The following is a 14896-nucleotide window of genomic DNA, read 5'->3' on the forward strand; positions in this document are numbered from 1 at the left end:
GCGATCGATCTTGTCGGAACGAATCGCTCCGGGACAAGATGCGCGCATGAAGGGCGACCTGTTTTCCAGTGACCACATGGTGCAGCCGGCCGTAGCGCCCGGCATGACCGTGCAGAACGCCAAGTGCGTCAAGTACGCGGTGAACGGCGAGATGTTCGCGCGGCAGGGGGCGATGATCGCCTGGCGTGGGGCGCTGCAGTTCGAGCGCAAGGGCCAGGGTGTGGGGGGCATGCTGAAGCGGGCGGTCACCGGTGAGGGCCTGGCGCTGATGGCGGTGCGCGGCCAGGGCGAGGCGTGGTTCGCGCACGAGGCGCAGAACTGCTTCGTCGTGGACATCGAGCCCGGTGACGTCTTCACCGTCAACGGACGCAACGTGCTGTGCTTCGACGCCTCCCTGTCGTACGAGATCAAGACGGTGAAGGGCGCGGGCATCTCCGGGGGCGGTCTGTTCAACAGCGTCTTCACCGGGCAGGGCAGGCTCGGGCTGATCTGCGAGGGCAACCCGCTCGTCATCCCGGTCTCGCCGCAGCAGCCGGTGTACGTGGACACGGACGCGGTGGTCGGCTGGAGCGCGCACCTCAACACCTCGCTGCACCGCTCGCAGTCGTTCGGGTCCATGATCCGCGGCGGGTCGGGCGAGGCGGTGCAACTCAAGCTGGAGGGTGAGGGGTTCGTCGTCGTGCGGCCCAGCGAGGCGACACCCCAGAAGACGCAGCAGCACTGACGGAGGGGCACGACGGGACTCCGGACCGCCCGGATCACGTCTCCGACTCCCCCGCCATCAACGCACGTTGTCGCCGCTCCTGCGCTTCTCGGTGAGAACGCCTGTCGTCTGCCCCCGGCCCGGCCCGTGGACCGGGGGCTCCGAGGGCGTCAGAGGGTGCGGTGCGTGAGGGCCGTGAGCAGGCTCCGCAGCTCCGCGAGCGGACGCGGAGCCAGTGGCGCCGCCGCCAAGTGGGCGTCGGCCGCGGCGAGATGACGCCGGGTGGCGTTCAGCGCCGCCGCGCGGCCACCGCACCGCTCGACCAGGAGTGCCGCCCGCCGCACGGCGGTGTCGTCCCGGGCGGCGCGGGCCAGCAGTCCGGCCAGTTCGGCACGGCCCGGCGTGTCCAGGGCGGCGAGGACCGGGAAGGTCTTCTTGCCCTGGCGCAGGTCGCCGTGGACCGGCTTGCCGGTGACGGCGGGGTCGCCCCAGATGCCCAGGACGTCGTCCGTGATCTGGAAGGCCACGCCCAGGTGACGGCCCGCGCGGTCCAGAGCGGTGACCGTCTCCGTTGCCGCTCCCGCGAGTTGGGCCCCGAGCGCCGGCGCGCACCCGAGCAGGGAACCCGTCTTGCGCTCGGCCATCGCCTCGTACTCCCGCACGCTCACCGCGTCGGGGCCCGACCACGGACGCCGGGCGAACCGCAGGTCGTCCGCCTGACCGTGCACGAGCTCGCGCAGAGCGGCGGTCAGCCGGCGTACGGCCGCCGCGGTGTGGACGGGAGCCGGCCCGGCGTCCCGCGCGGAAGACTCGGCGGGACCGGCCTCGTCGTGGCGCGGCGGTACGGTGCCGGCTCGCGCGGGCCCCGCCGCCAGCGTCTCGACGGCGAGGGCGAGGAGGGCGTCCCCCGCCAGGACGGCCGGGCCGGTGCCGTACGCCTTCCACACGGCCGGCCTGCCCCGGCGCTGCGGGTCTCCGTCCATGATGTCGTCGTGCAACAGCGAGAAGGTGTGCACGAGTTCGACGCAGACCGCGGCCGGCACGCCTGCCTCGGCGGGGGCTCCGGCGGCTTCCGCGCCGAGCACGGCCAGTGCCTGCCGTACGCCCTTGCCGGGGCTGTGCCCGGCGGGCGCGCCGCCGGTCTCGACGCGGCCGAGCGCGTAGCCGGCCATCTCCCCGACCCAGGGGTGCAGGGTGCCGACCGCCTCGCCGAGCGACGGAGCGACCAGTTCACGGCAGCGGCGCAGCAGGCTCGGCACGTCGGCGGGCGCCGTCCGCTCGCCCGCGTACGGCGTGGTGAGGGCGGTCACCGGCCCGCCTCCGTGCCCGAGCGGTCGGCGTCCGCCGCGCCGGGACCGGTTCCGCCCGCCGTCCGTCCGGGTATGCCGTCGTCCGGCCGTCCCTGGGTCAGGTCCGCCGCCGAGTCAGTGCCGGCCGGTGCGGCGAGGTCCGCCGCCGACTCGGTCCCGGCCGGTGCCGCTCCCTCCAACCGGGGCTCGTTCAAGCCGAGTTCCGCGCGGGCGCGGTCGACCAGCGCGCGGCCGTGGCGCAGCCCGATCTCCTCCAGCACACCGGCCAGCTCGGCCAGTTCCGCGGCCGTCTCGGCGCGGTCGTGCCCGAGCCGGGCCCGGGACTTGACCAGCCCGAGCCGGGCCAGGGCCCGGCCGCGTGGCTCGCTCATCCCCTCGAACCCGGCGAGGGCGCGCGCGTACATGTCCCGGGCCTCCTCCATGCGCCCGGCCCGGTACAGGACGTTGCCCCGCATCTTGTGGTTGTAGGCGAGCGCGCTCACCAGGTTCATCTCCCGGCAGGAGACCTCCGCCTCGGCGAGCAGCTCCAGCGCCCGGGACGTGTCGCCGTCGCGCACGGAGACGATGTCGGCCAGCCCGCGCAGCGCCCAGGCGTGGCCTCGCCGGTCCTCCGCGCGGGCGGCGATCCCGGCGGCCTCCTCGAACATCGCGTACGCGGTGTCGTAGGACCCGGTGTTGCGGTGCATCTGGGCGATGCCCTCCAGGGCCCACACGGTGTGGCGGGCCTCCCCCCGCTTCCGCGCCTCGGCCAGCAGTTGTTCGTGCAGGGCGGCGACGGCCTCGTAGTCGCCCTGGATCCGTCCGGTCTCCGCCAGCCCGGCGAGCGAGTAGCCGCGGACCACCACGTCCCCGGCAGCCTCCCCCAGCTCGGCGGCCAGCCGCAGCAGGCGCCGGGCCAGGGGGAAGGCCCCGCGCTGCCTGGCCAGGGTGCCGCCGCTCCACAGCGCCCAGGCCATCGCGCCGGTGTCCCCCGCCTCCCGGGCGGTGCGGTAGCTCGCCTTCCAGGCGCGGTCCGCGTCCGCCACCTGGCCGAGCCGCCGGTGGGCCTCGGCGACGGCGAGGCCCGAGCGGGCCGCCTCGGCGCGCGCCCCGGCGCGCTCGGCGGCGCGCAGCTGCTCGGTACCGGCGGCGAGGACGTCCCTCAGCGACGAGTTCACCGACAGGGTGGTGAGAGCGCCCTGGTACTCCGGGGCGAATGCCTTGCTGTACATGCGTGCCTTTCGGATCTGCCGCCGGTCGGAGTGCCGGTGGACGGCGGCCGGTCGGGTTGTCACCGGACGGACGGCGCGTGCGGACGTCGGTGTCCCCTGCGGACGCGCCCGGGTATGCACAGCGTCTCTACCTGCCATGTATACACCGAGCGCATAGTGGACCGGACCTCAGCCCGGGCAACCCTCGCCGTACCGCCGTGCGCCGTCCTCCTGCTGCTGCCGATCAAGACGGCACCGGCCGCCACGGGGTTGCCTCACGGAAGCCACCGGTCCGAATCCATCGCACCTCATGGAACATATTTTCGATTAACGAGGTACGCTGAAAACATGTCCACGCACCTCCAGGGCTCACTGTTCGACCAGACCGACGACGTGGGCCTGACCTCCCTCGACGGACTGCACCGGACCGTGCTCGGACACGGAGCCTGGATCGACCTGCTGCCCGGATGGCTCCGCGGCGCCGACGCGCTGTTCGAACAGCTCGCCGCCGACGTCCCCTGGCGCGCCGAGCGCCGCCAGATGTACGAGCAGGTCGTCGCCGTACCCCGGCTGCTCTCCTACTACCGGGCAGGTGAGGACCTCCCGCACCCGGTCCTCGACGAGGCGCGCGACGCGCTCAGCGCGCGGTACGCCGCCGAACTCGGCGACCGGTTCGCCACGGCCGGGCTCTGCTACTACCGGGACGGCCGCGACAGCGTGGCCTGGCACGGCGACCGCATCGGGCGCGGCGCGCGCGAGGACACGATGGTCGCCATCCTGTCCGTGGGCGCGGCGCGGGACCTGGCGCTGCGCCCACGCGGCGGCGGGGAGACGCTGCGCTACCCCCTCGGGCACGGCGACCTGATCGTGATGGGCGGCTCCTGCCAGCGCACCTGGGAGCACGCCGTGCCGAAGTCCGCGCGGGCAACCGGCCCCCGCATCAGCATCCAGTTCCGCCCGCAGGGCGTGAACTAGGACCCGTCGGGCCGGCCGCGAAGGCGTCCGGACCTTCGAGGCGCTCGGCGGGACGGTCGCCCGCCCGGGCGCGGAAGTTGGCGCCCAGGATGTCGCCCCGCCGGCCGTGGAGGGGGCGAAGACGATCCGCAGGACGGGGTCGGCGCCGTGGTCCCGCCGGCCTGACGAGGAGGTGCCGGACCAGGTGGCGGTCGAGCGCGTCGAGCGGCGCGTCCAGGCGGGCGGTGGCGTCCGTCTCGCGAAGGACATCACCCGCGCGAGCAACGTCTCTTGCCCCCGAAGCACTTCGGGATCAGCGGCGCGCTGATGCCCACGCGGTCGGCGATTTCCTTGAGCGTGATGTCCGCGTGGGCGGTACTCAGCCTCCCGAGCGGGCCTGCACCGTGCGGGCGATGCGGGGTCCGAGCCACCGCTTGAGCCGGCGCAGGGAGTCCAGCCGCCCCGCGGCCCGGTCGATCCGGTAGTAGAGCTGCGGCGGGACGTACGGGAGCAGCGGGGAGTGCCGCTGGCCGAGGAGGGCGAACATCTGCGCGGGCGGAAGGTGGATGTAGCGCGGCAGGTTCTCGTACCACTGGGCGCTGTGCCGGGCCGCGCTCTGCACCGGGAGCAGCGCGGCCCGCCGCTCCTGCTCGTACCGGGCGAGGGCCGGCCGCAGTTCCCGGTGGGCGCCCAGGGCGTTCGCCAGGGACATGGCGTCCTCCAGGGCGAGGGTCGTGCCGGCGCCGATGGAGTAGTGCGTGGTGTGGGCGGCGTCGCCGAGCAGGACGAGGTTGTCGCGGTGCCAGGTCCGGTTGGTGAGGGTGCGGAAGTTCAGCCACTGGGCGCTTCCGTCGGGCTGCGCCCGGCCGATCAGCCGGTGCCCGTCCAGGAGCCGGGCGAAGAGCTTCTCCAGCAGCGCCAGGCCGTCGGCCTCGCTCGCGGTGTCGAGGCCGAGGCCCGTCCAGGTCTCCGGTGCGCACTCGACGACGCAGGTGCTGCGGTCCTCGCCGAATCCGTAGGCGTAGCACCAGATCCAGCCGTGACCGGTCTCGACGAACGCGAAGGTGAACGCCTCGAAGACCTTCGTCGTGCCGAGCCAGATGTACCGGTTGCGCCCGAGGGCGACGGCGCTGCCGAAGTGGTCCGCGTGGCGCTCGCGCAGACCGCTGTGGACCCCGTCCCCGGCGACGACGAGATCGGCCTCGGGGAGCGGGTCGTCGGTGGCGATCTCGTGCTCGAACTCGATCCGCACCCCCAGGGACTCCGCCCGCCGGGCGAGGAGGCCGAGCAGCCGGTGGCGGCCGATGCCGAAGCCCTCGTCGCCGTGGTGCGCCGTCGTGCGGTCCCCGACGTGGGCGACTCCGTCGCTCCAGCGGACCGAGGCGTCGCGCACGGCCCGCGCCGACTCGGGGTCGCCCTCGTGCAGCCGGTCGAGGAGACCGCTCCAGTACGTCACACCCCAGCCGTACGTCGATCCGGCCGGGTTCCGCTCGTGCACGGTGATGTCGTGCGACGGGTCCTGACGCTTCATCAGGATCGAGAAGTACAGGCTTGCCGGGCCGCCGCCGACGCACGCGATCTTCACGCGCACTCCCCTTGCATCACGCATAGTCGATGAGTCGATCACGAAGAGTAGCAGCGCGGCGGGGGCGAGCCGGCGCTCCGCAGGGCGGGCTCAGCCGTACGAGGGCACGCTTCCCGGAGTGTCCACGAACGCCTGCCGCGGGGCCGCCGCGCACCGGCCCCGGCTCGTTCACGCACCGCCCTCCGGGCATACGATCGCGGCCACGCCCGCCGCAGGAATCGGAAAGGTCAGCCCCATGCGTTCGCCCGTCACCCCCGTCCTGGCCGCGCTCGACGAACTGGTCCGGGGCACCGCCGGACCAGGGGACGAGGTCTGGCGGCTGGAGGCAGCGGCAGCGGAACTGCGGGTGGCGGCCGTCCGGATCGCCCCGGGCGCCCGAGTCGAACTCCCCGGCGACCGAGAGGTGCTCCTGATCGTCCTCGACGGTCACGGGCACCTGCGGTCGGCCGACGGTGACCAGGACCTCACCGGGCACACGGCGGTCTGGCTGCCCCGGCGCCGGGAGGAGAGCCTGCACGCGGGCGAGTCCGGCCTGTACTGCCTGACGGTTCTGCCGCGCCCGCCCCACCCCGCAGCGCCTCCCGCTGTGGACACCGGGCTCGGCGCGGCGTCCGGGGGCGGCGAGCCCGCCTGCCTGCTCCAGCAGGTCTGCGCCGAGTGCGGACGGATGGCCACGGAGAGCGACGCCCTCTACTGCAACCGCTGCGGCGCCTCCCTGGCCCACTGACCGGGCCGCCCCGGGATCGACGGCACACCTCGCGCGGCCGATCCGGCATGACGCCACGCGCTCACGGCCACGTCCGGCGCTCCCGTCTCCGGTGGCCGGACGCGCCCCCGGCCGACCCGCTCGCCCCCTCGAAGCACGGCCCGTCCGCCACCACCTGATCCCGCTAACGGGAACCCCCCGGAGTCCTCGATCACTAGGCTCCTGCACTGGACGCCCTGGCCTTCGCTCCTGACGCGGAGAAGGTGGCCGAGCCCTGGCGCAGTCTCGGCCGGGAGGATCTGACCCCGTCCGTCCTCACCGGGCGCCTGGAGGAGTATCTCCGGCTGCTCCTGTGCCGGTACGGCTGAGCAGTGGGCGGTGGCGTGTGTGCTCAACGGGTCCCCCGGCGACTGTTGGTGACGTTGCGTCAGCAAGGGAAGCGGAACGCGGGGGTTCGCATCCTGGCTGTCGGGTACCCGCGTTGACGCGTCCGGATGGTCCGGGCGCACGTCCGACGAGGAGGTAACCCGTGTCTCAGGTCGAGGAATCCATCGAGGTCGGCGTCCCGGTCCACACCGCGTACAACCAGTGGACCCAGTTCGAGACGTTCCCCGAGTTCATGAGCGGCGTCGAGCGCATCGAGCAGCGTACGGACACCCTCACCCACTGGGTCACCAAGGTGGACGGGGTGAGCAAGGAGTTCGACGCGGAGATCACCGAGCAGATCCCGGACGAGCGCGTCGCGTGGACCACGGTCGGCGGCGAGGCCAAGCAGGCGGGTGTGGTCACCTTCCACCACCTGGACGCAGGCCGCACGAAGGTGAAGCTCCGGATGGAGTTCCAGCCGGAGGGCCTCACCGAGACCGTCGGCGACAAGCTCGGTGTCGTCAAGCGTCAGACCAAGGGTGACCTGGAGCGCTTCAAGAAGTACATCGAGTCCCGCGGTCTGGAGACGGGCGGCTGGCGCGGCACCGTCGTGTGAGCCGCACCCCTCCCCCGTACGGCCGGCCGCGTCGCCCTTCGCGCCTACGGCGCACTCAGGCGTCGGCGCCGGCCGTGCGGCATTCCGGGTGGCCCCAGCCCTGCGCGTTCTTCGCGATGGGCTCGCCCGCGGCGTAGGGGCGTCCGCACAGGCAGCGCCCTGGGAACTTCGCCTTGATCGTCCGTGCCGGTCCACCCGTGCGGGAGGCCCCGCCACCCGTGCGGGCGGACTTGCCCGCGGGCTTGCGCCGCTGGGTCCCCGACGCGGGCGTGTCCGGTGACGGAGGCGGCTGCGGGGAGCCCAGCTCGCTGCCCGCGGGCTCCTGGACGATGGCGGCCTGGCTCGCGGCACGGTCCGCGAAGTCGTTCAGGCGGTCGCCGTCCACCTGGTGTGCGGGCACGTAGCGGAACTCCACCGAACGGCCGTCGAGCAGTTCGTCGATGCGCGCGACCAGCTCCTGGTTGGCGACCGGCTTCCCGGCGGCCGTCTTCCAGCCCTTGCGCTTCCAGCCGGGCAGCCAGGTCGTCACGGCCTTCATCGCGTACTGGGAGTCCATCCGGATCTCCAGCGGGACCCCGGGGTCGACCGCCGTCAACAGGCGCTCCAGCGCGGTGAGTTCCGCGACGTTGTTGGTGGCCGTGCCCAGCGGGCCGGCCTCCCAGCGGGTGGGCGTCTCCGCGTCGTCGGCGACCACCCAGGCCCAGCCGGCGGGTCCGGGATTTCCCTTCGACGCCCCGTCACAGGCGGCCACAACGCGTTCAGACATGCCCTCGATCATGCCACGCCCCGACGGCCGCTCCGGGCCCGGGGCGGGCGGTCCCGCCGCCGTTCCCGACGATCAGGCGCCGGCCCAGCGGGGTGGCCGTGTGCAGCACGTGCTTTCCGTCGCGGTGACTGGCCACCAGTCCCCCGTCCCGCAGCACCCCGATCTGGTAGCTGACGCTGGGCAGGGAGATGCCCACCACCCGCGCGACCTCGGAGCTGGTCCGGGCGCTGGGGCCGGCCACCGCGCTCAGCACCGTGGCGCGGGTGCGGCCGAGGAGCTTCTCCAGCCCGTCCTCCACCGTGCGGACGACGTCCAGCGCCGGCTTGGCGACCGGGTAGACGAGCACGGGGTCGAGGCCGGGGTCCGCGAGCGCGGTCGGCCGCCGCCAGCAGAAGTACGAGGGGACGAGCAGCAGGCCGCGTCCCTCCAGACGGAGGTCGCGGTCGACGGGGTAATCCACTTCGAGCACCGGGGGCCGCCAGCGCGCGAGCGGGGCGAGCCCCTCCAGCAGTGCCTGGGTGCCGCCGTCGAGCAGTGTGCGGGTCCGCAGATCCACATCACCGGCGACGGCCGTGCGGACGAGCGGCCAGTAGGGTTCCAACAGGGTGCGGAAGGAGCGGGCCAGGGCGCCCGCCAGCAGGGTGAGGGAGTCCGAGCCCGGTCTGCCCAGCGTGGCGGCCCAGTCGGGGAGCGGCCGGGACTCGGCGAGCCGGGAGAGGTCGTGCACCAGCCTTGTACGGGGCGTCGCGCGTACCTGTTCGAGTCCGGCGGCGAGACCCTCGCCGGTGACGGGCGGGGTGAGGAAGTCGGGGATGTAGCCGGTCGCCGGGATCAGCCGGCGCACCGGACCCAGGGCGCGGGCGGCCGCCTGGTCCACGGCGAGGCGGGCGCGCGCCGAGCGGCGCCACGGACCGAATTCGAGCGGCCCGTGCTCGGTCTCCAGCCGGCAGACACCGCATATCAGTTCCCAGAGCGGATCGGGCTGCCGGGCGACGCGGACATTCTGCAGATCCTGCGGGGTGAAATGAATACGGAGCATGCGGTCTTCGACACTCCCAGTCCCTGTGGGGGGTCAGCCGCTCGGAGCGTGTGAGCGGCTACTGGAGGTAGACGAATGGGTACTTGGCATGGTTGCCCCAGGGTGCGGCAATCCGACGGTATTTTTCGCTTTCCGCGTCCCCACCAGGGGTTTTCCTCGCACGCCGGGAGTGGCCGTGGAAACGACCGGAAATCGACGCCTCCACTCACCGGAATTCCGCATTCGGACTTCCTGAATTCGCCGCCCGGAGGGTTTTCACCGGCTCGGCTCCGGAAAGCCGGGCCGGCTGATCTCCGTCGTCCGCGTTTCAGGAGACGTCGGAGAGCGGGGGCATCTCACCCTGGGTCGTCTTGACGTCGATCACCGTGAACGCCGCGCCCTGCGGGTCGCTCAGCGCGGCGAAGCGGCCGAACGGGCTGTCCATGGGCCCGAACCGCAGGACACCGCCCCGGTCGGTCGCCCTCGCCACCGCCGCGTCGCAGTCCTCGACGGTGAAGTACACGTTGATGTAAGGCGGCACCTCCGGCGGGAAGTCGTCCGTCATCCGCATCCGGCCCAGAACCGGCGAGCCCTCACCGAGGCTGAACACCCGGAAGTCCACCTGCTCGTCGTCCATCTGCTGGGCGCGGTAGGGGAAGACGGCCGGGAAGAAGGCGTCCGACTTCTCCGGTTCGCGCGTGAACACCTCGGCCCAGCAGTAGGCGCCCGGCACGGCCGTCGCCTCGAAACCCTCGTGGACGCCGGCCTGCCACACGCCGAAGACGGCACCACTCGGGTCGCGGGCCAGCACCATGGTGCCGAAGTCACCGACCTGCATCGGCTCCATCAACACCTCGCCGCCGTTCTCACGGATCTTCCGGGCGGTGGCGTCGGCGTCCGCCGAGGCGAAGTACAGACACCAGGAGGACTGCCCGTCCTGCCCGGGCATCGGCGGCACGACGGCGGCCACCGCCTTGCCGTCCGCGTACGCCTGCGTGTAGTTGCCGAACTCCGACGACGACTCGCCGAACGTCCAGCCGAGCACGTCACCGTAGAAGCTTTTGGCTCCTTCGACATCGCCGAACATCGCATCGGCCCAGCACGGTGTTCCATCAGGTTGTACCGCCATGACGTCGACCTTCTCCGGTTGGCTGGATGGTTCTCGCTCCTCACGCTAGCCAGCCCGGGGCGGCGCCGCGCGCCGAGCGCGGCGACCTGGACGAGACTGGGCACGGCACGCAGGAAGAGGCACGGCCGGTCGGCCGCGGGACGGGACGGGGCAGGGATGATGCACGCGTGGGAGGTGGCCCGTCCGGGGCCGATCGAGCAGGAGCCGCTGCGCTTCGTCGAGAAGCCGGTGCCGGTACCGGCGGCGGGTGAACTGCTCGTGCACGTGCGCGCCTGCGGTGTGTGCCGCACCGACCTGCACGTCAGCGAGGGCGATCTCCCGGTGCGCAGGCCCGGAGTGACGCCGGGGCACGAGGTGGTCGGTGTGGTGGCGGCGACGGGGGCGGCCGTCAGCGGGTTCGCGGAGGGCGACCGGGTGGGCGTGGCCTGGCTGCGGGGCACCGACGGAACCTGCGCGCACTGCGTCCGCGGGTCGGAGAACCTGTGCCCCGGATCGACGTACACGGGATGGGACGCCGACGGCGGATACGCCGAGTACACGACGGTGCCCGCCGCGTTCGCGTACCGCCTGCCCCGCGACGTCGACGACGTCTCCCTCGCGCCCCTGCTGTGCGCGGGCATCATCGGCCACCGCGCGCTGCTGCGGGCCGCACTCCCGCCGAACGGCCGGCTGGGCCTGTACGGCTTCGGGGCCAGTGCCCATCTGTGCGCGCAGGTGGCGCTGGCGCAGGGCGCCCGGGTGCACGTCCTGACCCGGGACGCGGCGGCGCGGCGGCTCGCGCTGGAACTCGGCGCGACGTCGGCCCGGGGACCCTACGACGCTCCCCCGGAGCCCCTGGACAGCGCGATCCTCTTCGCGCCGGTGGGAGACCTGGTCCCGGTCGCCCTGCGCGCCCTCGACCGCGGCGGGGTCCTCGCGGTGGCGGGCATCCACCTGAGCGACACGCCGCCGCTGAACTACGAGCGGGAGCTGTTCTACGAACGGGAGTTGCGCAGCGTCACCTCCAACACGCGTGCCGACGGGCGGGAGTTCCTCACCCTCGCCGCGCGGTACGGCGTCCGGGCGACCACGCACGCGTATCCGCTGTCCCGGGCGCAGGAGGCGCTCCAGGACCTCAAGGCCGGACGCTTCGACGGGGCCGCCGTGCTGGTGAACGACCTGCCGCCCCGGCACTGAACTCCCGGTCGGCGACGGCCGGTCGGTGTCGGCCGGTCACAGGGTGCGCAGGTCCACGGCCGCCGCCATGGCCGCGCAGCCGGCGTCGTTCGGGTGCAGATGGTCGCCCGCGTCGTAGGCGGGCAGGAGGCGCAGCGGGTCGGCGGGGTCCCGGACGGCACGGTCGAAGTCGACGACGTGGTCGAAGAGGCCGCTGGTGCGGATGTGATCGTTGACGGCGAGACAAGACGGGTGGCTTCCAGGGTGTCGTCGTGGACGCGCCAGCCCTTGAAGGAGGTCAGGGTGGCGCCGATGACCTTGATGCCGTGTGCGTGCGCCTGCCGACCGCCGGTGCCCGCCAGGTGCCGACCCGGCCGCGTGCGGGAGGCACGGCGTCGGGCCGGGCATCGGAGGGCGCGGCGGAGCCCAGGAGCAGCGCGAGCGGGACGAGAAGCGCCTTGGCGCCTTTGAACTCGGCGTTCACCTCGTGACTGCGAAGGGTTCGACGGCGCCCGGCGGACACGTGCATGGGAGCGGAGGCCGGCCCGGCGCGTCAACGCCGGGAATCCGTCACGGCGGGTCCCGGCCGGGGCGCGGCCGGGTGGCCGGTGCACGCCTTCCGCGTTCCGGGCGCGTGTGCTTGCCTGGGAGGCCCTTTCGGCGGGCGGGGCGGGAGTGGCCGGATGCGAAAGCCGTGGATTGTGGGGGCGTTGCTGGCCGGGCTGCTGCTCGGCGCCTGCGGTGATCCCGCGTCGGAAGGGCGGGCACCTGCCCCGGTGGGTCCCGGAGACGGCTCCTGGACGCCGTCCGCGACCGTCAACCGGCGGGCGGCCGCCTCCCCCGCCGCGACGCCGACGAAGGCCGGGGCGGAGCCGAGGGCGGAGGCGAAGCCCAAGGCGAAGGCGAGGACGAAGGCTCCCACGGTGCTGTACCTCGGGGATTCGCTGGCCATGGAGAACCAGAAGGTGCTGGGCACGGAGCTGCGGGCGCGGGTGGGCGGCCGGTACACGAGCGCGCCCTACTCGGGCACCACCCTGTGCGACTACCTGGAGGGCACCGACGTGAAGTCACTGGTGCCGGCCGAGGACAAGGCAGCCGCGCTGGTGCGCTCGCTGCGGCCGGACCTCGTGGTGCTCCAGTTCTGGGGCAACTCCTGGGGCTACACGCCGTGCATGGACGGGATCACGTACGACAAGGCGCGCGGCAGGTACTTCGCCCGGTACGCGGCGGACGCGGACCGGCTCACCGACCAGATCGCGGCGGCGGGCGGCTCCCGGCGTCCGAGGATCGTGTGGGTGCTCCAGGGTCCCGACCCGATGACCCCCGGCCGGGTCCGCGAGGTCAACGCCCTGTACGCGCGACAGGCGGACGCCTCGCACGACGTGGTCGCCGACGCGGGCGGCGCGGTCAGCCCGGCGTCCGGCCGCTACACCTGGGCGCAGTACCTGCCGTGCACCGCGTACGAGCGGGAGCACCCTGCGTACTGCACCCGGCCGGGACCGGGCCGTACCGCTCTGCATCGCGACGACGACCCTCTGCACTTCTGCCTCGCGCCCACCACGTCCGAGCCGCGGCCGTGCCCGGTCCGCTCGCCGGGGATCACGAGGATCGCGCGCGAGATCACCCGGGTGATCGCCGGCCTGGTGCGCTGACGTGCCCCTCAGGAGGGTGGGCCGCCGCGGGCGTCGGGGTCCCGCCCCGCCACCGGTGCCGCGTCCTCGGGGGTGCCGCCGGCTGGCACCCCGGCGACGGCGCCGCCCTGGAGCCGTTCGAGGTCGTCGGGACGCACCTGGATGATGATCAGGGCGACCAGCGCGGCCACGACGGCGAGGACGGCCGCCACGACGAAGGCGCTGGAGATGCCGGAGGTCAGCACCTCGTCGCTCCAGGGCGGTGGGAGCTGTCCCGTCCTGCGGAACTCGAGGCGCTGGGCGGGGGTGGCGTCGGCCATGAAGTCGCGGATCTGCTCGGTGGCCTCGTTGCGGCTGGCCGTGCCGAAGACGGTGACCAGCACGCTCAGGCCGAGCGATCCGCCCACCTGCTGGGTGGCGTTGAGGATGCCGGAGGCCGCGCCCGTCTCCTGGGCCGACACACCCGAGACGGCCATCAGCGTGAGTGACACGAACTGCATGCCCATGCCGAAGCCGAAGACGAGCATCGGGCCGAGGATGCTGCCCAGGTACGTGCTGTTCACGTCGGTGAGCGTCAGCCAGCCGAGTCCCAGGGCCGCCAGGATCGAGCCGGTGGCCATGAACGGCTTGGGCCCGAACCGGGGCAGGAGCTGCGAGGCGACACCCGCGCCGACCGCGATGATGGCGCTCACCGGCAGGAAGGCGAGGCCCGCCCGCAGCGGGCTGAAGTGCAGGATGTTCTGCACGAACAGGGTCAGGAAGAAGAACATGCCGAACATCGCCGCGGCGAGCGTCAGCATCATTCCGTAGACGCCCGCGCGGTTGCGGTCACGGAACATCCACAGCGGCGTGATGGGCTGTTTGGACCGGCTCTCCACGACGATGAACGCGGCGATCAGCACGATCGCGGCCGCGAAGGAGCCGAGGGTCAGGGGGTCGCTCCAGCCGTCCTCCGAGGCGCGGATGAAGCCGTAGACGAGGAGCACCATGCCCAGCGTGGAGGTGAGCGCGCCGAGGAGGTCGAAGTGCCCGGGGTGGCGTTCGGACTCGCGGATGTAGCGCGGGGTCGCGAGGACGATCAGCAGGCCGATGGGCACGTTGACGAAGAGGACCCAGCGCCAGTCGAGCCATTCCACGAGGATGCCGCCGGCGAGCAGGCCGATCGCGCTGCCGCCCGCCGAGACGGCGGCGAACACGCCGAACGCCCGGTTGCGTTCCGGGCCTTCGCGGAAGGTGGTGGTGATCAGCGCCAGGGCCGTGGGGGACGCGATGGCTCCGCCGACGCCCTGCAACGAGCGGGCCGCGAGCAGGTGCCAGGACTCCTGGGACAGTCCGCCGAGCAGGGAGGCGAACACGAAGAGCAGGACGCCGAACATGAAGACCCTGCGGCGGCCGAGGATGTCACCGAGGCGTCCGCCGAGCAGCAGCAGGCCGCCGAAGGTGAGGGTGTAGGCGTTGATCACCCAGGACAGGCTCTCGGTCGAGAAACCGAGCGACTCCTGGATGGACGGCAAGGCGATGTTCACGATGGTGATGTCGAGGACCACCATCAGCTGGCACGAGCAGATGACGAGGAGTGCGATACCGCTGCCGCGGCCCCGCTCCGGGGATCCGGCAGATGTGGAAGGTGTCGCGGGAGATGCCGTCATCTGGGTTTCCCTGCGTCGTCGCAGGCCGGCGGAGTCACCGGCATTCACTTGACCAACGTAAGCCGGGGCCTACGGGGGCACCAGTCGATCACCTGCGGCGCGGGCGCCCGGGCCGGGC

13 protein-coding genes and 1 pseudogene are annotated in these 14896 nt (G+C 73.0%); 7 read left to right on the forward strand and 7 right to left on the reverse strand.

Going from position 1 to position 14896, the window contains the following annotated elements; all coding sequences use genetic code 11:
• The first annotated feature begins 46 nt into the window (after positions 1 to 46).
• On the forward strand, positions 47 to 724 hold the full coding sequence (locus ACWGIS_RS28640) for an AIM24 family protein (RefSeq protein ID WP_453365347.1): 678 nt from the start codon (positions 47 to 49) through the stop codon (positions 722 to 724).
• A gap of 149 nt (positions 725 to 873) precedes the next feature.
• Here the strand turns inward: ACWGIS_RS28640 and ACWGIS_RS28645 are convergent, their stop codons facing one another.
• Both ACWGIS_RS28645 and ACWGIS_RS28650 read right to left on the reverse strand, forming a co-directional pair.
• Positions 874 to 2013, reverse strand: coding sequence for a polyprenyl synthetase family protein (locus ACWGIS_RS28645; protein ID WP_453365348.1), 1140 nt, complete (start codon positions 2011 to 2013; stop codon positions 874 to 876).
• Positions 2010 to 3224 (reverse strand): tetratricopeptide repeat protein, encoded by a 1215-nt coding sequence (locus ACWGIS_RS28650; RefSeq protein WP_453365349.1) that lies wholly within the window; start codon positions 3222 to 3224, stop codon positions 2010 to 2012. Before ACWGIS_RS28650 ends, ACWGIS_RS28645 begins: the two co-directional genes overlap by 4 nt.
• Before the next feature lie 327 nt (positions 3225 to 3551).
• Here ACWGIS_RS28650 and ACWGIS_RS28655 point away from each other — a divergent pair, with 327 nt between their 5' ends.
• Entirely contained in the window at positions 3552 to 4178 is a 627-nt protein-coding gene (locus ACWGIS_RS28655; RefSeq protein WP_453365350.1) for an alpha-ketoglutarate-dependent dioxygenase AlkB, read from the forward strand.
• Between the two features lie 358 nt (positions 4179 to 4536).
• Here the strand turns inward: ACWGIS_RS28655 and ACWGIS_RS28660 are convergent, their stop codons facing one another.
• A complete protein-coding gene (locus ACWGIS_RS28660) occupies positions 4537 to 5742 on the reverse strand; it encodes an FAD-dependent monooxygenase (protein WP_453365351.1) in 1206 nt (401 codons plus the stop codon).
• Between the two features lie 235 nt (positions 5743 to 5977).
• Between ACWGIS_RS28660 and ACWGIS_RS28665 the strand changes: the two genes are divergently transcribed.
• From ACWGIS_RS28665 to ACWGIS_RS28675, 3 genes and pseudogenes are all read left to right on the forward strand, one after another.
• Positions 5978 to 6469 carry a hypothetical protein gene (locus tag ACWGIS_RS28665; RefSeq protein WP_453365352.1) on the forward strand — a complete coding sequence of 164 codons (492 nt, stop codon included), beginning with the start codon at positions 5978 to 5980 and terminating at the stop codon, positions 6467 to 6469.
• Between the two features lie 206 nt (positions 6470 to 6675).
• A pseudogene (locus tag ACWGIS_RS28670) lies at positions 6676 to 6816 on the forward strand (aminoglycoside phosphotransferase family protein); the annotation flags it as partial.
• Positions 6817 to 6977: 161 nt separating this feature from the next.
• Complete coding sequence (locus tag ACWGIS_RS28675; protein ID WP_453365353.1) at positions 6978 to 7430, forward strand: SRPBCC family protein; 453 nt, start codon at positions 6978 to 6980, stop codon at positions 7428 to 7430.
• A gap of 55 nt (positions 7431 to 7485) precedes the next feature.
• On the opposite strand, the gene ACWGIS_RS28680 is transcribed toward ACWGIS_RS28675, so the two are convergent.
• The 3 genes from ACWGIS_RS28680 to ACWGIS_RS28690 form a co-directional block, all read right to left on the reverse strand.
• Positions 7486 to 8208 carry a ribonuclease H family protein gene (locus ACWGIS_RS28680; RefSeq protein WP_453365354.1) on the reverse strand — a complete coding sequence of 241 codons (723 nt, stop codon included), beginning with the start codon at positions 8206 to 8208 and terminating at the stop codon, positions 7486 to 7488.
• On the reverse strand, positions 8189 to 9235 hold the full coding sequence (locus ACWGIS_RS28685; RefSeq protein WP_453365355.1) for an ArsR/SmtB family transcription factor: 1047 nt from the start codon (positions 9233 to 9235) through the stop codon (positions 8189 to 8191). Before ACWGIS_RS28685 ends, ACWGIS_RS28680 begins: the two co-directional genes overlap by 20 nt.
• 307 nt (positions 9236 to 9542) lie before the next feature.
• A complete protein-coding gene (locus ACWGIS_RS28690; protein ID WP_453365356.1) occupies positions 9543 to 10343 on the reverse strand; it encodes a VOC family protein in 801 nt (266 codons plus the stop codon).
• Between the two features lie 159 nt (positions 10344 to 10502).
• Between ACWGIS_RS28690 and ACWGIS_RS28695 the strand changes: the two genes are divergently transcribed.
• Both ACWGIS_RS28695 and ACWGIS_RS28700 read left to right on the forward strand, forming a co-directional pair.
• The gene (locus ACWGIS_RS28695; RefSeq protein WP_453365370.1) at positions 10503 to 11519 is read left to right on the forward strand and encodes a zinc-binding alcohol dehydrogenase family protein; all 1017 of its coding nucleotides are present in this window, start codon (positions 10503 to 10505) and stop codon (positions 11517 to 11519) included.
• A gap of 662 nt (positions 11520 to 12181) precedes the next feature.
• Positions 12182 to 13150, forward strand: coding sequence for an SGNH/GDSL hydrolase family protein (locus ACWGIS_RS28700; protein ID WP_453365357.1), 969 nt, complete (start codon positions 12182 to 12184; stop codon positions 13148 to 13150).
• Positions 13151 to 13158: 8 nt separating this feature from the next.
• On the opposite strand, the gene ACWGIS_RS28705 is transcribed toward ACWGIS_RS28700, so the two are convergent.
• On the reverse strand, positions 13159 to 14778 hold the full coding sequence (locus ACWGIS_RS28705) for an MFS transporter (protein ID WP_453365358.1): 1620 nt from the start codon (positions 14776 to 14778) through the stop codon (positions 13159 to 13161).
• Positions 14779 to 14896: the final 118 nt, after the last annotated feature.

It is taken from the genome of Streptomyces sp. NPDC054842 (assembly GCF_053611025.1).